The following is a 21,335-nucleotide window of genomic DNA, read 5'->3' on the forward strand; positions in this document are numbered from 1 at the left end:
CCAATAAGCAACGCTAATAGTGAGGTGTAAAAAAACGGCCTGCGCATGGCAGACCGTCCTGAGTTTACTGGCCGTCGGCCGGTTTTTCTTTCGGCGCGTCAGGCTGCGTAATAATCGCTGACTGCGGCGCTTGCGGCTGCGCTTTTTCTTCAGCCTCGATTTTTACCGGCTTGTAATGCACATCCATCTGCGGGTAAGGAATGCCGATACCGTTGGCATCCAGCGTTTTCTTGATGCGCTCCAGCACGTCCCAGTAAACCTCCTGCAGATCGCTGCTCTTGCTCCACACGCGAATGACAAAGTTCACAGACGACGCGCCCAGTTCGTTCATGCGCACCGTCATTTCACGATCTTTCAGGATGCGGTCTTCAGACTGAATAATCTCAGTCAGCAGCGCGCGCACTTTATCGATATCCGCGTCGTAAGACACACCAATGATAAATTCATTACGGCGTACCGGCTCGCGGGAGAAGTTAATGATGTTGCCTGCGATGATTTTTCCGTTCGGTACCACGACGATACGCCCATCCGGCGTGCGAAGCGTAGTGGAGAAGATCTGCACATGCAGCACGGAGCCCGCGACGCCGCCGAGATCGACATATTCACCCGCACGGAACGGACGGAACGTGACCAGCAGAACGCCTGCCGCGAGGTTTGAGAGTGAGCCTTGTAAAGCCAGACCCACGGCCAGACCGGCGGCACCGAGTACGGCGATGACGGACGCCGTCTGCACACCCACTCGGCCCAGCGCGGCAATCAGCGTAAAGGCGATGATCCCGTAGCGCACCAGGGCTGAGAGGAAATCCGCCACGGTGGCGTCGATATGACGGGCAACCATAACGCGGTTAAGCGTATTGGAAATGGCGCGCGCCACAATCATCCCGACAATAATAATGGCGATAGCCGCCACGATATTCACGGCGTAGCTGATAAGCAGCGCCTGGTTGCGCACCAGCCAGCCGCCGGCGTTATTAATGCTGTCTATTACGTGTAAATCATCCATTCGACATCCTTTCCCCTGGTCGGGTGATTGATAAACTGCCCGGATTGCGGCAGCGCCAGTCGTTAAAGGGTAAACAAAACCCCGCCGCTCTGCCAGTCGGCCACCCGTGAATCAGATTCCGGTATGTTGCTATTGCCAAAAAGAAAAGCCCACCAGAGGTGGGCTTTTTCAGATGACGCTCTAAGCGAAATTACAGTACGTCTACCGCGTTCAGTTCTTTGAACGCCTGCTCCAGACGAGTCACCATGCTGGTCTGCGCAGCGCGCAGCCATACGCGCGGATCGTAGTATTTCTTGTTCGGCTGGTCTTCGCCTTTCGGGTTGCCCAGCTGACCCTGCAGGTAAGCTTCGTTTTCTTTGTAGTACTTCAGAATACCTTCCCAGGTTGCCCACTGGGTGTCGGTATCGATGTTCATTTTGATTACGCCGTAGCTGACGGAATCTTTGATTTCCTGAGCGGAAGAACCGGAACCGCCGTGGAACACGAAGTTCAGGCTGTTGTGCGGCAGGTTGTGTTTCTTAGAAACATATTCCTGAGAGTCGCGCAGGATGGTCGGGGTCAGTTTTACGTTACCCGGCTTGTAAACGCCGTGTACGTTACCGAAGGACGCCGCGATGGTGAAACGGTGGCTGATCGCGTTCAGTTTGGTGTACGCGTAGTCAACGTCTTCCGGCTGGGTGTAGAGTGCGGAAGCGTCCATATGGCTGTTGTCCACGCCATCTTCTTCACCGCCGGTGCAGCCCAGTTCGATTTCCAGGGTCATGCCCATTTTGGACATGCGCTCCAGGTATTTGGAGCAGATTTCGATGTTCTCTTCCAGAGACTCTTCAGAAAGGTCGATCATGTGAGAAGAGAACAGCGGTTTGCCGGTAGCGGCAAAGTGTTTTTCACCCGCGTCCAGCAGGCCGTCGATCCACGGCAGCAGTTTCTTCGCGCAGTGGTCGGTGTGCAGGATAACCGGCACACCGTAGTGTTCAGCCATCTGGTGAACGTGATGCGCACCGGAGATAGCGCCCAGAATCGCTGCCTGCTGGCCTTCGCCTTTGAAGCCTTTGCCTGCGATAAACGCGGCACCGCCGTTAGAGAACTGAACGATAACCGGCGCTTTAACTTTCGCAGCGGTTTCCAGAACGGCGTTGATGGAATCGGTACCCACGCAGTTAACTGCCGGCAGCGCAAAGTTGTTCTCTTTAGCTACCTGGAATACTTTCTGTACGTCGTCGCCAGTGATGACGCCCGGTTTTACGAAATCAAAAATTTTAGACATATTGCGTTGTCCTGTATGTGTATCTTCGACCGTTGAAAAGGGTAAGCGAGCTGTCAGGCGCGCTGAAAAACAGGCGGGATGCCCCGCCTGCTTAGATTATTTCTTCGCGCGCTCTTCGAGCATCGCAACTGCCGGCAGGACTTTGCCTTCCACGAATTCGAGGAATGCGCCGCCGCCAGTGGAGATGTAGGAGATTTTGTCGGCGATGCCGAACATGTCGATAGCCGCCAGGGTGTCGCCGCCGCCGGCGATGGAGAATGCGTCGCTTTCAGCGATAGCGCGAGCCACAATTTCGGTGCCTTTACGGAAGTTCGGGAACTCGAACACGCCCACCGGACCGTTCCACAGAATAGTTTTGGCGTTTTTCAGGATTTCAGCCAGTTTCTCAGCGGAAACGTCGCCCATATCCAGGATCTGCTCTTCATCTTTGATTTCAGTAACAGATTTCAGGGTAGCCGGTGCGGTTTCAGAGAACTCGGTCGCTACGCGAACGTCTGTCGGAACCGGAATGTCGCAGGTGCCCAGCAGGCGTTTCGCTTCGTCAACCAGATCCGCTTCGTACAGGGATTTACCAACGTTGTGGCCCTGAGCTGCCACGAAGGTGTTGGCGATGCCGCCGCCCACGATCAGCTGGTCAGCGATTTTAGACAGGGAGTCCAGTACGGTCAGTTTGGTAGAAACTTTAGAACCACCCACGATAGCAACCATCGGGCGAGCCGGCTCTTTCAGCGCTTTACCCAGCGCGTCCAGTTCTTCTGCCAGCAGCGGGCCTGCGCACGCGACGTCAGCGAATTTCGCAACACCATGGGTGGAAGCCTGCGCGCGGTGCGCGGTACCAAACGCATCCATTACGAATACGTCACACAGGGACGCGTATTTTTTCGCGAGCGTCTCGTCGTCTTTCTTCTCGCCTTTGTTAAAGCGAACGTTTTCTAAAACGACCAGCTCGCCTTCAGCCACTTCAACACCGTCGAGGTAGTCTTTCGCCAGGCGAACCGGGGAGTTCAGTTTGTCTTTCAGGTAGTTAACTACCGGCAGCAGAGAGAATTCTTCGTTGTATTCGCCTTCGGTCGGGCGGCCCAGGTGGGACGTCACCATCACTTTAGCGCCCTGTTTCAGAGCCAGTTCGATGGTCGGCAGGGAGGCGCGGATACGCGCGTCAGAGGTAACTTTGCCCTCTTTTACCGGAACGTTGAGATCGGCGCGGATCAGAACGCGTTTACCTGCCAGATCCAGATCGGTCATCTTAATTACAGACATGGTGAATCCTCTCGTTGATTCTTAAAGTTTTGCAGACACCATACGCACAAGCCACAGGGCCGTAACGCATGAAATCTTACCTGAAACCAATAGCTGCCATCGCTAACGTGGTGTCGAGCATCCGGTTAGCGAAGCCCCATTCGTTATCGCACCAGACCAGTGTTTTAATCAGGTGCGCTCCACTCACCCGTGTCTGGGTGCCGTCCACAATGGCGCTGTGCGGATCGTGGTTAAAATCTGTTGAGACCAACGGTAATTCCGTATAGTCAACTATACCATGAAATGCACCCTGTGCCGCTTTTTGCAGCAACAGGTTGACTTCATGGGCTTTTACCGGTTTTTGCACCGTCACGCTTAAATCAATGGCCGTCACGTTAATGGTAGGCACGCGCACCGCAATTGCCTCAAAGCGGTCATGAAATTTAGGAAAAATACGTGTTATACCGGCGGCAAGCCTGGTATCGACCGGAATGATAGACTGGCTGGCCGCGCGAGTGCGGCGCAGATCCGGATGATAAGCGTCGATAACCTGTTGATCGTGCATGGCGGAATGGATGGTCGTCACGGTGCCGGATTCAATACCGAACGCGTCGTCCATCAGCTTGATAATCGGAATAATGCAGTTGGTGGTGCAGGAGGCGTTAGAAACAATGCGATGCTCAGCGCGCAGTTCCTCTTCATTAACGCCATAAACGACGGTGGCATCGAGATCGTTGCCGCCCGGGTGTGAGAACAGCACTTTGCGCGCGCCCGCTTCGAGATGGGCAATGCCATCGGCGCGGCTGCCGTAAACGCCGGTACAATCGAGCACCACGTCCACATCCAGCGCTTTCCAGGGCAGCGCGTTGATGTCGCGCTCATGCAGCAGACGAATGACATCGTTACCAATCCAGAGCTGCTCGCCTTCCTGACGGACATCCCACGCGAAGCGGCCGTGGCTGGTGTCATATTTCAGCAAATGCGCCATGCCCGCAGCGTCGGCCAGCTCATTAATGGCGACCACACTGATTTCCGCGCGACGGCCGGACTCATACAACGCACGAACTACGTTGCGCCCGATGCGACCGAAGCCATTAATCGCTACGCGTAAGGTCATATCTCTCCTGCCAGAATCCCGGATGTGAAGGAGCTGACAGAGTAATGCAGCCACCTTTGAAGGGGAATCCTCGCCCGTCACAAACTACAACCGTTTGATGGATTGTCGAACAATCAGTCGACTGAAACGCTTCAGCAAGAATAAGCGAAACGTGGAATAAAAGGAATGATAACGCAGCGAAATGACACTAACTTCTGACCTGCATCACATTTTTTCTGGAATAAATTCCACCATTACACCTGCCGGGGTGAATGACGGACAGAAATAAACCATAACGGCAGTCAATATCGACGTTACGCGCCCGCCGCCGCATCCTACAATGGTCACAGCTCCACATTAACAAAGGGATGGTGATGGCGTATCCAGAAGAGTACAAAAACGCAGGAAGTCTCGCCGCCCTGCGCGCGCGCTTTCGCGGCTGCTTGCTTGGCGGCGCCGTGGGCGATGCGCTCGGCGGCCCGGTGGAATTTTTACGGCTTGCGGAAATCACCGCGCGCTTCGGGGCGCAGGGCGTCACGGATTATGAATATGCATGGGGCGGCATCGGGAAAATCACGGACGACACGCAGATGACGTTCTTTACCGCTGAAGGGTTGCTGCGGGCCTGGATGCGTGCGGCGATGCGCGGCATCGGCCCGTCGTTCACCGGTGTGACCGCTCACGCGTATTTACGCTGGCTGCTGACGCAGGGCGAGCGCAACCGCCACAATCTACTGGATAAAACGCAGATGTCCGGCTGGCTTGCCGGGCATAACGCGCTTTTCCATGCCCGCGCGCCGGGCAATACGTGCCTCAGCGCACTGCGCGAAATGCGCGCCTTCGGCGAACCGGCCCGTAACGACAGCAAGGGCTGCGGCGGCGTTATGCGCGTGGCGCCGGTGGGGCTTTTTTACGTGCGTTACCCGGGCAGCGATTTACTGAAAGCGGCGTTTGACACCGGCTGCCAGCTCGCCGCGCTCACGCACGGTCATCCGACCGGCTATCTCACCGGCGGTGTGCTGGCGGCACTGATTTTGCAGCTCGTTCAGGGAGAATTCCTTGACGCTGCGCTGACGCGCTCGCTGGATTTACTGAAAACCACGCCGCAGCATGAAGAAACATGGCGCGCACTGGAGCATGCGCGTTCACTCGCCGCCGCGCCGCTAACCCCGCCGGAGGCTATCAAAACACTGGGTGAGGGATGGGTGGCCGAAGAGGCGCTCGCCATCGCGCTGTTTTGCGCGCTGCGCGCCCACTCGTTTGAAGAGGGCGTACTGATGGCGGTAAACCACGACGGCGATTCTGACTCCACCGGCGCGATAGCCGGAAACTTACTCGGCGCAATGTATGGCATCACGGCCCTGCCGGAAACATGGCTGGCGCGGCTTGAGCTTAACGCGGTGATTCAGGAAATGGCGGATGATTTGCTGGACTACCGCGACTGGTCGGTCTCTGACTACGATAACGCACCGTTTGCCATCGCGTTGCGGGAAAAATATCCGGGCGACTGAGCCCAAAAAAACGGGAGGCGCTGGCCTCCCGTTCGTTTTTATAACGCTATGCGCGATTACAGCAGCGCTTTCGCTTTGCTTACCACGTTATCCACGGTAAAGCCGAACTCTTCAAACAGCTGCTCAGCCGGTGCGGATTCACCGAAGGTCGTCATACCGACGATAGCGCCGTTCAGGCCAACGTATTTGAACCAGTAGTCGGCGATGCCCGCTTCGATAGCCACGCGCGCGCTGACCGCTTTCGGCAGCACGGCTTCGCGGTAAGCGGCATCCTGCTTGTCGAAAACATCGGTAGACGGCATGGAAACCACGCGCGCTTTCACGCCTTCTGCAGCCAGTTTATCGGCAGCGGCAACCGCCAGTTCAACTTCAGAGCCGGTGGCGATGAAGATGATTTGCGGCTGGCCGTCGCAGTCTTTCAGGATGTAGGCACCGCGGGCGATATCCGCCAGCTGCTGCTCGCTACGTTCCTGCTGCGCCAGGTTCTGACGGGAGAAGATCAGCGCCGTCGGGCCATCGTGACGCTCAACCGCGTATTTCCACGCTACCGCAGATTCCACCTGGTCGCACGGACGCCATGTGCTCATGTTCGGGGTCACACGCAGCGCCGCCAGCTGTTCAACCGGCTGGTGGGTCGGGCCATCTTCGCCAAGACCGATGGAGTCGTGGGTGTAGACCATCACCTGACGCTGCTTCATCAGCGCAGCCATACGCACCGCGTTACGGGCATATTCCACAAACATCAGGAAGGTCGAGGTGTACGGCAGGAAACCGCCGTGCAGCGCGATACCGTTCGCGATGGCGGTCATGCCGAATTCGCGCACGCCGTAGTGAATGTAGTTGCCTGCGGCATCTTCATTGATAGCCTTAGAGCCAGACCAGATGGTCAGGTTGCTCGGCGCGAGGTCGGCAGAGCCGCCCAGGAATTCCGGCAGCAGTTTGCCGAAGGCTTCGATAGCGTTCTGAGAGGCTTTACGACTGGCGATTTTCGCCGGGTTCGCCTGCAGGTTCGCGATGAACTCCTGCGCTTTCGCGGCGAAATCAGCCGGCATTTCGCCTTTCATACGGCGGGTAAATTCAGCGGCTTCCTGCGGGAACGCTTTCGCGTAGGCCGCGAATTTTTCGTTCCAGGCGCTTTCTTTGGCCTGGCCCATCTCTTTGGCATCCCACTGCGCGTAGATTTCCTGCGGGATCACAAACGGCTCATATTTCCAGCCCAGCTGTTCGCGGGTCGCGGCCACTTCGGCGTCGCCCAGCGGCGCGCCGTGGGAATCATGGGTGCCTGCTTTGTTCGGCGAGCCGAAACCGATAACGGTTTTGCACATCAGCAGAGACGGTTTGTCGGTAACAGAACGCGCTTCTTCGATGGCGCGCTTGATGGAATCGGCGTCGTGGCCGTCCACGCCGCGCACCACGTGCCAGCCGTAGGCTTCAAAGCGTTTAGCGGTATCGTCGGTGAACCAGCCTTCAATGTGGCCGTCGATGGAGATGCCGTTGTCATCGTAGAACGCCACCAGTTTGCCGAGGCCCAGCGTACCGGCCAGCGAGCAGACTTCGTGGGAGATGCCTTCCATCATGCAGCCGTCGCCCAGGAAGGCGTAGGTGTAGTGGTCGACAATGTCATGCCCAGGACGGTTGAACTGCGCCGCCAGCGTACGCTCGGCGATAGCCATACCGACCGCGTTCGCAATCCCCTGCCCCAGCGGACCGGTGGTGGTTTCCACGCCCGGCGTATAGCCGACTTCCGGGTGGCCCGGCGTTTTGGAATGCAACTGACGGAAGTTCTTCAGCTCTTCGATCGGCAGATCGTAACCGGTGAGGTGCAGCAGGCTGTAAATCAGCATGGAGCCGTGACCGTTGGACAGCACGAAGCGGTCGCGGTCGGCCCAGGACGGGTTCTGCGGGTTATGGTTCAGGAAATCACGCCACAGGACTTCGGCAATGTCAGCCATGCCCATCGGGGCACCCGGATGGCCGGATTTGGCTTTTTGTACTGCGTCCATGCTGAGCGCACGAATAGCATTGGCAAGCTCTTTACGAGAGGACATTTTGACTCCAGATCGGATAGTTGAAGGCCACGCCTTGTTAACGGCTTGACTACTACGCGTTATGGGCTACGCCCGAAAAAGTGTCCCACAATGTAACCCAAGCGGCTGGGCATGTACATGGAGCATCCTTTTGTCCGATAAGAAATCTCTGGAAGCCGCTCGCAGTTTGCGCAACCCACTCGCCGCAGGTGCGCAAACCTCTTTATACTAAGCCGCAAGCCAGCGAAGCCGTTTCGCGGCGACGATAATGAAAACCTCAATGGAGCGTGGAAGCATAACGATGAAAATGCGCGCGATAGTACTGAGCATGACCGCAGCAGCGCTGCTGAGCGGCTGCCAAAACATGAATTCCAACGGCCTGCTGAGCTCAGGCGCCGAGGCATTCCAGGCCTATACCTTAAGCGACGCGCAGGTAAAAGCGCTGAGTGACGAAGCCTGTAAATCGCAGGACAGCAAAGCGAAAATCGCGCCAGCGAACAGCCAGTATACGCAGCGCCTGAACAAAATCGCCGCGGCGCTTGGCGATAACATCAACGGCCAGCCGGTGAACTACAAGGTTTACGAGGAAAAAGACGTCAACGCCTTCGCGATGGCGAACGGCTGCATCCGCGTTTACAGCGGTCTGATGGACATGATGAACGATAACGAAGTAGAAGCGGTGATTGGCCATGAAATGGGCCACGTCGCGCTGGGCCACGTGAAGCGCGGCATGCAGGTGGCGCTTGGCACCAACGCATTGCGTGGTGCGGCGGCTTCTGCGGGCGGCATCGTGGGCAGCCTGTCGCAGTCGCAGCTGGGCGAGCTTGGCGAACAGCTGGTGAACGCGCAGTTCTCGCAGCGTCAGGAATCTGAAGCGGATGACTACTCTTACGATCTGCTGCGTAAACGCGGTATTAATCCGTCAGGGCTTGCCACCAGTTTTGAGAAACTCGCGAAGCTGGAAAAAGGCCGTCAGAGCTCCATGTTTGACGATCACCCGGCCTCGGAAGCGCGCGCGCAGCACATTCGCGATCGCATGAAGGCAGACGGGCTGAAATAAGCGGCTTTAGCTATATAAAAGAAAACGCCGGACAAGGTTTCGCCTTGTCCGGCGTTTTTGCGAATGAATACTGTCAGCCCGGCAAGCATTACGTTACGCTGCCGGGCCAGGCAAAGATTACTCGCCTTTTTTCGCCGCCTGGATGTAGAGCATTTCCAGCGCCAGCGTCGCCGCGGCCAGTGCGGTGATATCAGACTGGTCGTATGCCGGTGCCACTTCCACAATATCCATACCGACGATGTTCAGATCCTGAATGCCGCGCAGCAGTTTCAGCGCGCGATCGGAGGTCAGGCCGCCAATCACCGGCGTGCCGGTGCCCGGTGCGAACGCCGGATCCAGGCAGTCGATGTCGAACGTCAGGTATACCGGCATGTCGCCGACAATCTGTTTCACCTGTGCCACCACATCGTCAACGGTGCGGTCGTTCACCTGCGGCGCGTCCAGCACGGTAAAGCCGTTGTCTTTGTCGAACTCGGTACGAATGCCAATCTGCACGGAGCGGGTCGGATCGATCAGGCCTTCGTTCGGCGCGGTGTAGAACATGGTGCCGTGGTCAAATTCACAGCCGTTGGCGTAGGTGTCGGTATGCGCGTCGAAATGCACCAGCGCCATTTTGCCGAAGTGCTTCGCGTGGGCGCGCAACAGCGGCAGCGTCACGAAGTGGTCGCCACCGAAAGAGAGCATACGCTTACCGGCCGCCAGCAGTTTTTCCGCATGCGCCTGGAGTTTCTCGCTCATCTCGCGCGCATCGCCGAACGCATAGACCAGATCGCCGCAATCCACGACCTTCAGGCGCTTACGCATATCGAAATTCCACGGGAAGCGGTTGCCTTCCCACGCGAGGTTGGTGGACACCTGACGAATAGCGGCAGGTCCGAAGCGGCTGCCCGAACGGCCAGAGGTGGCCATATCAAACGGAATACCGGTGATCACCCACTCGGCGTCGCTGTCATACGGCATGAAATTCAATGGCAGGCGTAAAAAACCAAAGGCGTTGGAAACCAGGGAGTTGTCGTACTGATGGCCTAAGGTGTTCATGAATCTGACCTCTTTTTAAGGTTGAGACGTGGGATAAAAAAAATCCCCTCCGCGTCGTTAAACCCGACGAGGAAGGGATGGATTCGTGTACAGCGTGTTGGCGCGGATTATCGCCAGATTTTCGTTCAGGTTCAATAGCGCGCGGCTCATGCTCGTCAGTATAGAACAGGAAATTTCGCCGCGCGTTTTTTAGCCTCCTGACCGGCAGGAGGCTAAAACCTGATTACTCGTCTTCGAGATAGGTGTAGCCGTACAGGCCGCTCTCGAACTCTTCCAGAAACTGCTGTTGCAGCGCGGCATCAAGACCAGTCTGTTTGACCTGATCGCGGAAGTGCGTCAGCAGCGTATCCGGGTCGAGCTGGACGTAACGCAGCATATCCGCCACGGTGTCGCCTTCATCGGAAAGCTCCACTTCCACGCTGCCATCCGGGAACACAAACACATCCACCGCTTCGGTATCGCCGAAGAGGTTATGCATGTTGCCCAGGATCTCCTGATACGCCCCCACCATAAAGAAGCCCAGCGGCGGCGGGTTTTCCGGATCGTATTCCGGCAGCGGCATGGTGGTCGCGATGCCGTCGCCATCGACGTAGTGATCGATGGTGCCGTCGGAATCGCAGGTAATGTCGAGCAGCACGCCACGGCGCGTCGGCGCGTGGTTCAGACCTTCCAGCGGCAATACCGGGAAGAGCTGATCGATACCCCAGGCATCCGGCATCGACTGGAACAGCGAGAAGTTGACGTAAATCTTATCCGCCATGCGCTCCTGCAGTTCGTCGATAATCGGGCGATGCGCGCGGTTTTGCGGATCGAGCTGTTTCTGCACTTCCTGGCACAGGCTCAGATAGAGCTGTTCCGCCCAGGCGCGATCCTGGAGCGAATATGAGCCCGAAGAGTAGCCGATATGAATATCGTGCAGATCCATCTGGCTGTCGTGCAGCCACTCGCGCAGCGAACGGCGCGTGCCCGGCTCGTGCATCTCCTGCCAGGTTTCCCACATGCTTTGCAGCGGGCGCGGCGCGTCTTCAGACGGCGCGGTCGGCTCGGTATATTCGTTACGCTCAACGCCGATGATATTGGAGACCAGCACGGTGTGGTGCGCGGTTACCGCACGGCCGGATTCGGTAATGACCGTCGGGTGCGGCAGGCCGTTTTCTTCACACGCGTCGCCGATAGCCCAGATAATGTTGTTCGCGTATTCGTTCAGGCCATAGTTGACCGAGCAGTCCGACTGCGAGCGCGTCCCTTCATAGTCCACGCCCAGGCCGCCGCCCACGTCGAAGCACTGAATATTCACGCCAAGCTTGTGCAGTTCCACATAAAAGCGGGCGGATTCGCGCACGCCGGTGGCGATATCGCGGATATTCGCCATCTGGGAACCCAGGTGGAAGTGCAGCAATTGCAGGCTGTCGAGACGATTGGCCTCGCGCAGCATCTCAACCAGTTGCAGCACCTGCGTCGCCGCCAGGCCGAATTTCGATTTTTCGCCGCCGGAAGACTGCCATTTGCCGGAGCCCTGCGAGGCGAGACGCGCACGCACGCCAAGACGCGGGATAACGTTCAGGCGTTCGGCTTCTTCCAGCACGATTTTGATTTCTGACATCTTCTCGATGACCAGATAGACCTTGTGGCCCATCTTCTCGCCGATCAGCGCCAGACGAATGTATTCACGGTCTTTATAGCCGTTGCAGACGATAACGCTGCGGGTCATGCCCGCGTGCGCCAGTACCGCCATCAGCTCCGCTTTGGAGCCCGCTTCCAGGCCCAGCGGCTCGCCGGAGTGGATCAGCGATTCAATCACGCGACGATGCTGGTTTACCTTAATCGGGTAGACCAGAAAGTAGTCGCCGTTATAGCCGTAGGATTCACGGGCGCGTTTAAACGCCGCGTTAATGGAACGCAGGCGATGTTGCAGGATCTGCGGGAAGCAGAACAGCGCAGGCAGGCGCTGGCCCTGAGCTTCACGCTCCTTTACCAGCTTCGCGAGATCGACGCGCGCTTCGGGGACGTCAGGATCCGGGCAAACGCTGATATGGCCCAGTTCGTTAACGTCGTAGTAGTTATTGCCCCACCAGGCAATATTGTAAGTACGCAGCATCTTGCTGGCTTCCTGGGAGCTCATTGCAACCTCCTGCATGGAACGTAGTACACCCTGTTCGCCCGCTGACGAAGGCGAAGATGAAAAGATGTCGTCAGACATAGCGAACCTCAAATTTTGTCGAAAGTGTAAAACAGTTAACTACTATCGCAGCGTTACACTGTGATAACAACCCATAAACAGCAGAGTTATCCAGCACATAGTGCTGACCACCCTGCCGCGCGACCGGTTTCTTATTCATATCATTGTAAAACACGTAACCGAACTCCGTGTGACGGGTCGGCGAAACCACGAGAAAACTCCTGACGTCAGGAGAGCCCTTGTTCAGTTATCGCAAGCCGTGACCGGCCCGGGAATCCTGAGAAGCGCCGAGATGGGTAGAACATCGGCAGGTTTGCAAAAAAGAGATGCAGGTTGCGGGGGAAAAGCGCACGCCAGAACGGCATGGCAGATTAAGCGAATAACGGCGGTTCATTATCTGGTATCACCTCCACGCCAGCCCTTGTAGACCGGCGATAAGCCAAAGCTAAAAATCACTCTCAGCCCGGCTGGAAGTGGCGACACGGAGACTGTTTCCGTGCGCTTTTTTGCAGGAGCCGCGCGCGCCGTTTTATACCGGGAACACAGGTAAAAAGCAAAACAAAAAAGCGCCGTTTGCCGTCCTTGTCAGGAATTCTTGCCAGCGCGGCGTTAAAGGCATTGTTCAATGCCGCAAAAACTGCTGGAAATCGGCTTAAGATTTAACCTAGAATAGCCGTCCAGATGTTAATCCATCTATACTGATTAACACTTAGCCTTCCTGTGTGTTTACCTGCATGGCCGCAGAATTTTCTTCTTAGATGGCACCGACACACGGTATGCTGAGCTAATTGATTTATCCAGGGTGATACAAAACATGGCAAAACACCTTTTTACTTCTGAATCTGTCTCAGAAGGACATCCCGATAAAATTGCGGACCAGATCTCCGATGCAGTGCTGGACGCCATTCTTGAGCAGGATCCGAAAGCACGCGTGGCCTGCGAAACGTACGTAAAAACCGGCATGGTGCTGGTGGGTGGTGAAATCACCACCAGCGCGTGGGTCGATATCGAAGAGATTACCCGCAACACGGTACGCGAAATCGGCTACGTCCATTCCGATATGGGCTTTGACGCCAACTCCTGCGCCGTACTGAGCGCTATCGGCAAACAGTCTCCGGACATAAACCAGGGCGTTGACCGCACCGATCCGCTTGAGCAGGGCGCGGGCGACCAGGGCCTGATGTTCGGCTACGCCACCAACGAAACCGACGTGCTGATGCCGGCACCGGTCACCTACGCGCACCGTCTGGTACAGCGTCAGGCGGAAGTGCGTAAAAACGGCACGCTGCCGTGGCTGCGCCCGGATGCGAAAAGCCAGGTCACGTTCCAGTATGATGGCGGCAAAATCGTGGGTATCGACGCCGTTGTGCTTTCCACCCAGCACGCGGAAGACATCGAGCAGAACGTTCTGCACGACGCGGTCATGGAAGAGATCATCAAGCCGGTTCTGCCTGCGGAATGGCTGAATGAATCCACCAAATATTTCATCAACCCGACGGGCCGTTTCGTTATCGGCGGGCCGATGGGCGACTGCGGTCTGACCGGTCGTAAGATCATCGTTGATACCTACGGCGGCATGGCGCGTCACGGTGGCGGCGCGTTCTCCGGTAAGGACCCGTCTAAAGTTGACCGTTCCGCAGCGTATGCGGCGCGTTACGTGGCGAAAAACATCGTGGCCGCAGGCCTGGCTGACCGTTGTGAAATTCAGGTTTCCTACGCCATCGGCGTCGCGGAGCCGACCTCCATCATGGTTGAAACGTTCGGTACCGAGAAAATTGCGACCGAGCAGCTCACCCTGCTGGTGCGTGAGTTCTTCGACCTGCGTCCGTACGGCCTGATCCAGATGCTGGATCTGCTGCACCCGATCTACAAAGAGACCGCCGCTTACGGTCACTTTGGTCGCGAACACTTCCCGTGGGAAAAAACCGACAAAGCGCAGCTGCTGCGCGACGCTGCCGGTCTGAAATAATCCCTGCGTGGTTCTCTTAAAGGCCAGCCTTGTGCTGGCCTTTTGCTTTTTGGGTGGTGATAGCCCCCTGCCCCTTCTTCTTTTCTGCCAGCAGCTATACTTTCTGCCATCGCGACGGACATGATCTCACTGAAACCGATTACATGAGCAGGAAAAGCGGCGTTTTTTCAGAATTGTCTATAGGCAAATGCCCTTTCTGCATTCTGTTACATCCCGCTTCGGTTTAGTCTGAATTCCTCTCCGCCGCTTCGTTTCTGGCTACACTAATTAACTGATTAAAAAAGGGATAAGCGCTTTACACAAGCTGACAGTAGTGTAACCGATTACACGCACGTGACTGATATCACATATTTTTACGTTACGCTAACTTACCCTTTACGACGATAAAACCAATAACCCAACTGGAGGGCAGTATGCCTGACAATAAAAAACAGGGGCGTTCACACAAGGCCATGACGTTCTTCGTCTGCTTTCTGGCGGCCCTGGCAGGACTTCTTTTCGGCCTCGACATCGGCGTCATTGCGGGCGCACTGCCCTTTATCGCCAAAGATTTTAATATCACGCCACATCAACAGGAGTGGGTGGTCAGCTCCATGATGTTTGGTGCCGCCGTCGGCGCGGTCGGCAGCGGCTGGCTCTCTTCGCGTCTCGGGCGTAAATACAGCCTGATGATTGGCTCCGTGCTGTTCGTTATCGGCTCCCTCTGCTCGGCGTTCGCGCCGAATGTGGAAGTGCTGATTATCTCCCGCGTGCTGCTGGGCCTCGCGGTCGGTATCGCCTCTTACACCGCGCCGCTGTACCTCTCTGAAATTGCGCCGGAGAAAATCCGCGGCAGTATGATTTCTATGTATCAGTTGATGATCACCATCGGGATTCTGGGCGCGTATCTCTCTGACACCGCGTTCAGCTACAGCGGCGCCTGGCGCTGGATGCTGGGTGTTATCACTATCCCGGCCATCCTGCTGCTGATTGGCGTTTTCTTCCTGCCGGACAGCCCGCGCTGGTTCGCTGCGAAACGCCGCTTCCACGACGCCGAGCGCGTCCTGCTGCGCCTGCGTGACTCCAGCGCTGAAGCCAAACGCGAGCTGGAAGAGATTCGCGAAAGCCTGAAGGTAAAACAGGGCGGCTGGGCGCTGTTTAAAGACAACAGCAACTTCCGCCGCGCGGTCTTCCTCGGCATTCTGTTGCAGGTGATGCAGCAGTTCACCGGCATGAACGTCATCATGTATTACGCGCCGAAAATCTTTGAACTGGCGGGTTACTCCAACACCACCGAGCAGATGTGGGGCACCGTGATTGTCGGCCTGACCAACGTCCTGGCGACCTTTATCGCCATCGGCCTGGTTGACCGCTGGGGCCGTAAGCCGACGCTGATTCTGGGCTTTATCGTCATGGCCGCCGGTATGGGCATTCTCGGCACTATGCTGCATATGGGCATCGACAGCCCGGCTGGCCAGTACTTCGCCGTCGCGATGCTGCTGATGTTTATCATCGGTTTCGCCATGAGCGCCGGTCCGCTGATTTGGGTGCTGTGCTCTGAAATTCAGCCGCTAAAAGGCCGCGATTTCGGCATCACGCTCTCCACCACGACCAACTGGATTGCGAACATGATTGTCGGTGCGACCTTCCTCACCATGCTCAACACGCTGGGCAACGCGCCGACCTTCTGGGTCTACGCCGGTCTCAACCTGTTCTTCATCGTGCTGACCGTACTGCTGGTACCGGAAACCAAGCACGTGTCGCTGGAGCATATCGAGCGTAACCTGATGCAGGGCCGTAAACTGCGCGACATCGGTTCGAACGACTAAGCCTGACCTTGCCGCCCGTTCATGCGGGCGGCATGCGCAAGGGGCTGCCGCCTCTTGCGCCCATCCCCTCCTCAGTTCTATCCTCTCGCTATGAAAACCCCACGTCTTCCCATCGCCATTCAACAGGCCGTAATGCGCAGCCTGCGCGACGCGCTCGCACGCGCTAACCTCAAACTTGGCCGCAACTACCCGGAGCCAAAACTGGTCTATCAGCAGCGCGGCACAGCGGCGGGCACCGCCTGGCTCGAAAGCTATGAAATTCGCTTAAATCCGGTACTGCTGATGGAAAACCAGCAGGCGTTTATTGATGAAGTGGTGCCGCACGAGCTGGCGCACCTGCTGGTCTGGAAGCATTTTGGCCGCGTGCCGCCGCATGGAAAAGAGTGGAAATGGATGATGGAAAGCGTGCTTGGCGTTCCGGCGCGCCGTACGCATCAGTTTGAGCTCGATTCGGTGCGAGCCAATACCTTCCCCTACCGCTGTCGCTGCCAGCAGCATCAGCTCACCGTGCGCCGTCATAACCGCGTCGTGCGCGGCGAAACCCAGTACCGCTGCGTGCGCTGCGGCGATACGCTGGTTGCAGAAAACTGACGCCTTCAGGAAATTTCTGGCAATAACCGATTGCTTCCGGCGCCCGCCTTCGTTACGTTGCGAACACCTTCGGACAAGGAGCTGGAAGATGTCTCGCAAAATTACACTGGCGGCGGCGCTGTGCGTCGCCTTTGCCGCACCCGCCGCGCTGGCGTCCGGTATTCATAGTTTCAGCCAGGCCAAAGCCGCTGGCGTGAAAATCAACGCCGACGCGCCTGGCGATTTCTACTGTGGATGCCCGATTACCTGGCAGGGCAAAAAAGGGATCCCCGATCTCAAGGCCTGCGGCTATCAGGTGCGGAAAAACGAAAACCGCGCCTCGCGCATCGAATGGGAGCACGTGGTGCCCGCGTGGCAGTTCGGCCACCAGCGCCAGTGCTGGCAGGATGGCGGACGGAAAAACTGCGATAAAGACCCGGTCTATCGCGAAATGGAAACCGATCTTCATAACCTGCAACCCGCCGTTGGCGAGGTGAACGGCGATCGCGGCAATTTCCTTTACAGCCAGTGGCGCGGCGGTGAAGGCCAGTACGGCCAGTGCGAAATGAAAGTCGACTTTAAAAATAAACAGGCCGAGCCGCCTGCCCGCGCCCGCGGCGCTATCGCGCGTACCTATTTCTATATGCGCGATAAATATCAGCTCAACCTGTCGCGCGCCCAGACGCAGCTTTTCGAGGCCTGGAACAAGCTCTACCCGGTGACGCCGTGGGAGTGTACCCGCGACGAACGCATCGCGAAGGTGCAGGGCAACCATAACCCCTACGTACAGCAGGCTTGCCAGGGGCAAAACCGCTAACCTACACTACCGGGCAATTGTTAACGCAGGGCTTGCCGCGCGATGCCGCAAGCCCGTTTACCGGAAAATGCCCATGCGAATTCCCCGCATCTATCACCCCGAGCCGCTGGTCGTCGGGCGTGAAATCGCTCTTGATGAAGACGCCGCGAACCACGTTGGCCGCGTGCTGCGCATGAGCGCAGGCCAGGCGCTGCAACTGTTCGACGGCAGCAATCACGTCTTTGCCGCTGAAATCACGCAGGCGAGCAAAAAAAGCGTGCTGGTGAATGTGGTGAGCCGTGAAGAGGCGAACCGCGAATCGCCGCTCTTTTTACATCTCGGCCAGGTGATGTCGCGCGGCGAGAAAATGGAATTCACCATCCAGAAATCGATTGAGCTTGGCGTCAGCGTCATTACCCCGCTCTTCTCCGAGCGCTGCGGCGTTAAGCTTGATGAAGAGCGCCTCAATAAAAAGCTGCAACAGTGGCAGAAAATCGCGATTGCCGCCTGCGAGCAGTGCGGTCGCAACGTGGTGCCGGAAATCCGCCCGGCGATGGATCTCGAAGCCTGGTGCGCCGAGCCGGACAGCGGCCTTAAGCTCAATCTTCACCCGCGCGCCGCGCACAGCATCAACACGCTGCCGCAGCCCGTTGAGCGCGTGCGTCTGCTGATTGGCCCGGAAGGCGGCCTTTCCGCTGACGAAATTGCCATGACCGCACGTTACCAGTTTACTGATATCCTGTTAGGACCACGCGTTTTGCGCACAGAGACCACTGCGCTCACCGCCATCACCGCACTGCAGGTGCGCTTTGGCGATCTGGGCTAAAGGAGAAAAATAATGATCAAGCTCGGCATCGTGATGGACCCCATCGCAAACATCAACATCAAGAAAGATTCCAGCTTCGCTATGCTGCTGGAAGCCCAGCGCCGCGGCTATGAACTCCACTATATGGAGATGGCGGATCTGTACCTTGATAACGGCGAAGGCCGCGCCCGCACGCGTCTGGTGAGCGTCGAGCAGAACTATGACAAATGGTACGAGTTCGGCACCGAGCAGGATATTGCGCTGGCCGATCTCGACGTGGTGCTGATGCGAAAAGATCCGCCGTTCGACACCGAATTTATCTACGCCACTTACATCCTTGAGCGCGCCGAAGAGAAAGGCACGCTTATCGTCAACAAGCCCCAGAGCCTGCGCGACTGCAACGAGAAACTCTTCACCGCGTGGTTTGCCGACCTCACTCCGCATACGCTGGTGACGCGCAACAAAGCGCAGCTGAAAGCCTTCTGGGAAAAGCATGGCGATATCATTTTAAAACCGCTGGACGGCATGGGCGGCGCGTCGATTTTCCGCGTTAAAGAAGGCGATCCGAACCTTTCCGTTATTGCGGAAACCCTGACGGTGCTCGGCAGCCGCTACTGCATGGCGCAGAACTACCTGCCGGCGATTAAAGACGGCGACAAGCGCGTGCTGGTTGTCGACGGCGAGCCGGTGCCGTACTGCCTCGCACGCATTCCGCAGGGCGGCGAAACCCGCGGCAATCTGGCGGCTGGCGGTCGTGGCGAACCGCGTCCGCTGACGGACAGCGACTGGGAAATCGCCCGTCGCGTCGGACCGACGCTGAAAGCGAAAGGTCTGATTTTTGTCGGCCTCGATATCATCGGCGACAAGCTAACGGAAATTAACGTCACCAGCCCTACCTGCGTGCGTGAAATCGAAGCGCAGTACCCGGTTTCCATTACCGGCATGCTGATGGACGCTATCGAAAAACGCCTCGCTAAGTAAGCCTTTCGGGCGGGAACTCTCCCGCCCGTTACCCCACCGGGGGTGACAGCTCGCGACTTTCCCCGCATACTGAATCTGCCGATTTTCCAACCAGGACTACAGAACTTTTGACGATGAATTTACAGCATCATTTCCTCATTGCCATGCCGGCCCTTCAGGACCCGCTGTTCCGCCGTTCCGTGGTGTATATCTGCGAATACAATAATGAAGGCGCGATGGGCCTTATCATTAACAAACCTCTGGAAAATCTGCAGGTTGAAGGTGTTCTTCAGAAACTGAAAATCACGCCGGAGCCGCGCGACCCGGCAATTCGCCTCGATAAGCCCGTGTTTCTTGGCGGCCCGCTGGCCGAAGATCGCGGTTTTATTCTGCACACGCCGCCGGATGCGTTCTCCTCCAGCATCCGTATTTCCGATAACACCGTGATCACGACATCGCGCGACGTGCTCGAAACGCTCGGCACGGCCGAACAGCCCGATGACGTACTGGTGGCGCTCGGCTACTCCTCCTGGGAGAAAGGCCAGCTTGAAGAAGAGATCCTGGAGAACGCCTGGCTTACGGCACCGGCGGATCTGAACATTCTCTTTCGCACGCCTATCGCCGACCGCTGGCGCGAGGCCGCGAAGCTTATCGGCATCGACATCCATACTATGCCTGGCGAAGCGGGGCACGCGTAATGAGCGGCACCCTGCTGGCCTTCGATTTTGGCACGAAAAGTATCGGCGTGGCGATTGGGCAGCGCGTGACGGCCACAGCCCGCCCACTTACCGCCATCAAAGCGCAAAACGGCAACCCGGACTGGACGCTCATCGAAAAGCTCCTGAAAGAGTGGCAGCCGGACGACGTGATTGTTGGCCTTCCGCTGAATATGGACGGCACCGAACAGCCGCTGACGGCGCGCGCGCGCACATTCGCCAACCGGCTGCATGGCCGATTCGGCATTAAAGTGACGCTGCACGATGAACGCTTAAGCACCGTGGAAGCCCGCGCCGGGCTCTTCGAGCGCGGCGGTTTCCGCGCGCTGAACAAAGGCAGCGTGGATTCCGCCTCGGCGGTCGTCATCCTGGAAAGCTACTTCGAGCAACACGGCTAACGCAATTTACGCAGTGCTGCCAGGCGCTGCGTTCGTGTTTCTCTTATCCGCCCGAATTCTTTATTTCCACTCATGAATCCGCCCCGGATCACACTTCTCTGGTGTGGCCTTTGCCCGGCTCGCCGATCGTTTCTATAAAAGAAACATAGCCAGTTTACGTCAGACCGGTTTCATCAGCCGCGCGGCAAGCGCATCAAGCTGCTCAAGACGCGTGTGGATTTCAGGATTGCTGATGTTCCACATGCCAGCCAGCGCTACCGCGGCGTTATGAATGCCAAGCGGTTTCGCCATCGAGACTTCACCGTCGTCGTGGCGCCAGACCACCAGGCCCTTTTCACGCTGCTGCGTCACATGAGGCGCGAGCTGTTCCCACTGCTCAGGCGTGAAGCGCGCTTCCAGCGCCTCGTCGCTATCCGCCGCCAGCAGCGACATGCCGATGACCGACTGCCAGGCTGGCAGCATACGAAAACCGGCCAGCGCCTGGCTCATTTGAGTGCCGGGTGTGGAGTGATAGATGTAGATGATTTGATCTTCCCAGAGCACGCCCAGCGCCACCACCACATCTTTAGGGGCGTAGCGCTCAAGCAGTGGCAGGGCATGGGAGAAAAGCGCAGAACCACGAATCGACTGTGCCGCCAGGGCGTGAATGCCAGGGCCGGGCAGATAACGGCGCTGCTCATCCTGCATGGTGAGGCCAATAGAGGCCATTGTCATCAGCAGGCGGTTGACGCGTGTGGTGTTGATGCCCATCAGCCGGGCAAGCTCCCGACACCCGATGGCCCGATCGCTGGAGACCAGGTATTGCAGGCAGCGGATCCCATCGATCAGGCTCTGGTTGGGTTGTGAAGACATAGCGAAGTCCCGTTGCATGACAATGTCATGAGTGTAATGCC

The 21,335-nt window shown here is 57.4% G+C and carries 20 protein-coding genes; 10 read left to right on the forward strand and 10 right to left on the reverse strand.

Features of this window, described 5'->3' with window-relative positions:
- Window positions 1–64 precede the first annotated feature (64 nt).
- From ACUW6V_RS09040 to epd, 4 genes are all read right to left on the reverse strand, one after another.
- Window positions 65–1,003: a small-conductance mechanosensitive channel MscS gene (locus ACUW6V_RS09040; RefSeq protein WP_007870734.1), complete on the reverse strand. Its 939-nt coding sequence runs from the start codon at window positions 1,001–1,003 to the stop codon at window positions 65–67.
- 190 nt (window positions 1,004–1,193) lie between these two features.
- Complete coding sequence (fbaA, locus tag ACUW6V_RS09045) at window positions 1,194–2,270, reverse strand: class II fructose-bisphosphate aldolase (protein ID WP_004385649.1); 1,077 nt, start codon at window positions 2,268–2,270, stop codon at window positions 1,194–1,196.
- A 96-nt stretch (window positions 2,271–2,366) separates the two neighbouring features.
- Window positions 2,367–3,530 (reverse strand): phosphoglycerate kinase, encoded by a 1,164-nt coding sequence (gene pgk, locus ACUW6V_RS09050; protein WP_004385648.1) that lies wholly within the window; start codon window positions 3,528–3,530, stop codon window positions 2,367–2,369.
- Window positions 3,531–3,606: 76 nt separating this feature from the next.
- Window positions 3,607–4,626 (reverse strand): erythrose-4-phosphate dehydrogenase, encoded by a 1,020-nt coding sequence (epd, locus tag ACUW6V_RS09055; RefSeq protein ID WP_014728100.1) that lies wholly within the window; start codon window positions 4,624–4,626, stop codon window positions 3,607–3,609.
- Between the two features lie 353 nt (window positions 4,627–4,979).
- Between epd and ACUW6V_RS09060 the strand changes: the two genes are divergently transcribed.
- Window positions 4,980–6,116, forward strand: a complete 1,137-nt coding sequence (locus ACUW6V_RS09060) for an ADP-ribosylglycohydrolase family protein (protein WP_454038264.1) — start codon at window positions 4,980–4,982, stop codon at window positions 6,114–6,116.
- 56 nt (window positions 6,117–6,172) lie between these two features.
- Here ACUW6V_RS09060 and tkt read toward each other — a convergent pair whose 3' ends face one another.
- Window positions 6,173–8,164, reverse strand: a complete 1,992-nt coding sequence (gene tkt / locus ACUW6V_RS09065; RefSeq protein ID WP_004385645.1) for a transketolase — start codon at window positions 8,162–8,164, stop codon at window positions 6,173–6,175.
- Between the two features lie 280 nt (window positions 8,165–8,444).
- Here tkt and loiP point away from each other — a divergent pair, with 280 nt between their 5' ends.
- Window positions 8,445–9,203, forward strand: a complete 759-nt coding sequence (gene loiP, locus ACUW6V_RS09070; RefSeq protein ID WP_004385643.1) for a metalloprotease LoiP — start codon at window positions 8,445–8,447, stop codon at window positions 9,201–9,203.
- A gap of 117 nt (window positions 9,204–9,320) precedes the next feature.
- On the opposite strand, the gene speB is transcribed toward loiP, so the two are convergent.
- The 4 genes from speB to ACUW6V_RS09090 form a co-directional block, all read right to left on the reverse strand.
- A complete protein-coding gene (gene speB, locus ACUW6V_RS09075) occupies window positions 9,321–10,241 on the reverse strand; it encodes an agmatinase (protein WP_004385642.1) in 921 nt (306 codons plus the stop codon).
- A 223-nt stretch (window positions 10,242–10,464) separates the two neighbouring features.
- Entirely contained in the window at window positions 10,465–12,441 is a 1,977-nt protein-coding gene (gene speA, locus ACUW6V_RS09080) for a biosynthetic arginine decarboxylase (RefSeq protein ID WP_004385640.1), read from the reverse strand.
- Window positions 12,434–12,580 (reverse strand): acid stress response protein YqgB, encoded by a 147-nt coding sequence (gene yqgB, locus ACUW6V_RS09085; RefSeq protein WP_004385639.1) that lies wholly within the window; start codon window positions 12,578–12,580, stop codon window positions 12,434–12,436. Before yqgB ends, speA begins: the two co-directional genes overlap by 8 nt.
- Before the next feature lie 87 nt (window positions 12,581–12,667).
- A complete protein-coding gene (locus tag ACUW6V_RS09090) occupies window positions 12,668–12,814 on the reverse strand; it encodes a hypothetical protein (protein WP_419715444.1) in 147 nt (48 codons plus the stop codon).
- 420 nt (window positions 12,815–13,234) lie between these two features.
- Between ACUW6V_RS09090 and metK the strand changes: the two genes are divergently transcribed.
- From metK to ruvX, 8 genes are all read left to right on the forward strand, one after another.
- On the forward strand, window positions 13,235–14,389 hold the full coding sequence (gene metK / locus ACUW6V_RS09095; protein ID WP_004385637.1) for a methionine adenosyltransferase: 1,155 nt from the start codon (window positions 13,235–13,237) through the stop codon (window positions 14,387–14,389).
- Window positions 14,390–14,802: 413 nt separating this feature from the next.
- Complete coding sequence (locus tag ACUW6V_RS09100) at window positions 14,803–16,197, forward strand: sugar porter family MFS transporter (RefSeq protein WP_007796137.1); 1,395 nt, start codon at window positions 14,803–14,805, stop codon at window positions 16,195–16,197.
- A 90-nt stretch (window positions 16,198–16,287) separates the two neighbouring features.
- Window positions 16,288–16,788, forward strand: a complete 501-nt coding sequence (locus ACUW6V_RS09105) for a SprT family zinc-dependent metalloprotease (protein ID WP_004385635.1) — start codon at window positions 16,288–16,290, stop codon at window positions 16,786–16,788.
- Window positions 16,789–16,876: 88 nt separating this feature from the next.
- Window positions 16,877–17,584 (forward strand): deoxyribonuclease I, encoded by a 708-nt coding sequence (gene endA, locus ACUW6V_RS09110; protein ID WP_007849015.1) that lies wholly within the window; start codon window positions 16,877–16,879, stop codon window positions 17,582–17,584.
- Between the two features lie 73 nt (window positions 17,585–17,657).
- Entirely contained in the window at window positions 17,658–18,389 is a 732-nt protein-coding gene (gene rsmE, locus ACUW6V_RS09115; RefSeq protein ID WP_004385633.1) for a 16S rRNA (uracil(1498)-N(3))-methyltransferase, read from the forward strand.
- 12 nt (window positions 18,390–18,401) lie between these two features.
- Complete coding sequence (gene gshB / locus ACUW6V_RS09120) at window positions 18,402–19,349, forward strand: glutathione synthase (protein ID WP_004385632.1); 948 nt, start codon at window positions 18,402–18,404, stop codon at window positions 19,347–19,349.
- Between the two features lie 113 nt (window positions 19,350–19,462).
- Window positions 19,463–20,026: a YqgE/AlgH family protein gene (locus tag ACUW6V_RS09125; RefSeq protein WP_004385631.1), complete on the forward strand. Its 564-nt coding sequence runs from the start codon at window positions 19,463–19,465 to the stop codon at window positions 20,024–20,026.
- The gene (gene ruvX, locus ACUW6V_RS09130) at window positions 20,026–20,442 is read left to right on the forward strand and encodes a Holliday junction resolvase RuvX (protein WP_007870755.1); all 417 of its coding nucleotides are present in this window, start codon (window positions 20,026–20,028) and stop codon (window positions 20,440–20,442) included. Before ACUW6V_RS09125 ends, ruvX begins: the two co-directional genes overlap by 1 nt.
- 159 nt (window positions 20,443–20,601) lie before the next feature.
- Here ruvX and ACUW6V_RS09135 read toward each other — a convergent pair whose 3' ends face one another.
- Window positions 20,602–21,294 carry an IclR family transcriptional regulator domain-containing protein gene (locus tag ACUW6V_RS09135; RefSeq protein WP_454038265.1) on the reverse strand — a complete coding sequence of 231 codons (693 nt, stop codon included), beginning with the start codon at window positions 21,292–21,294 and terminating at the stop codon, window positions 20,602–20,604.
- Between the last annotated feature and the right edge of the window lie 41 nt (window positions 21,295–21,335).

The organism is Cronobacter sp. 153480017-3, from assembly GCF_053627815.1.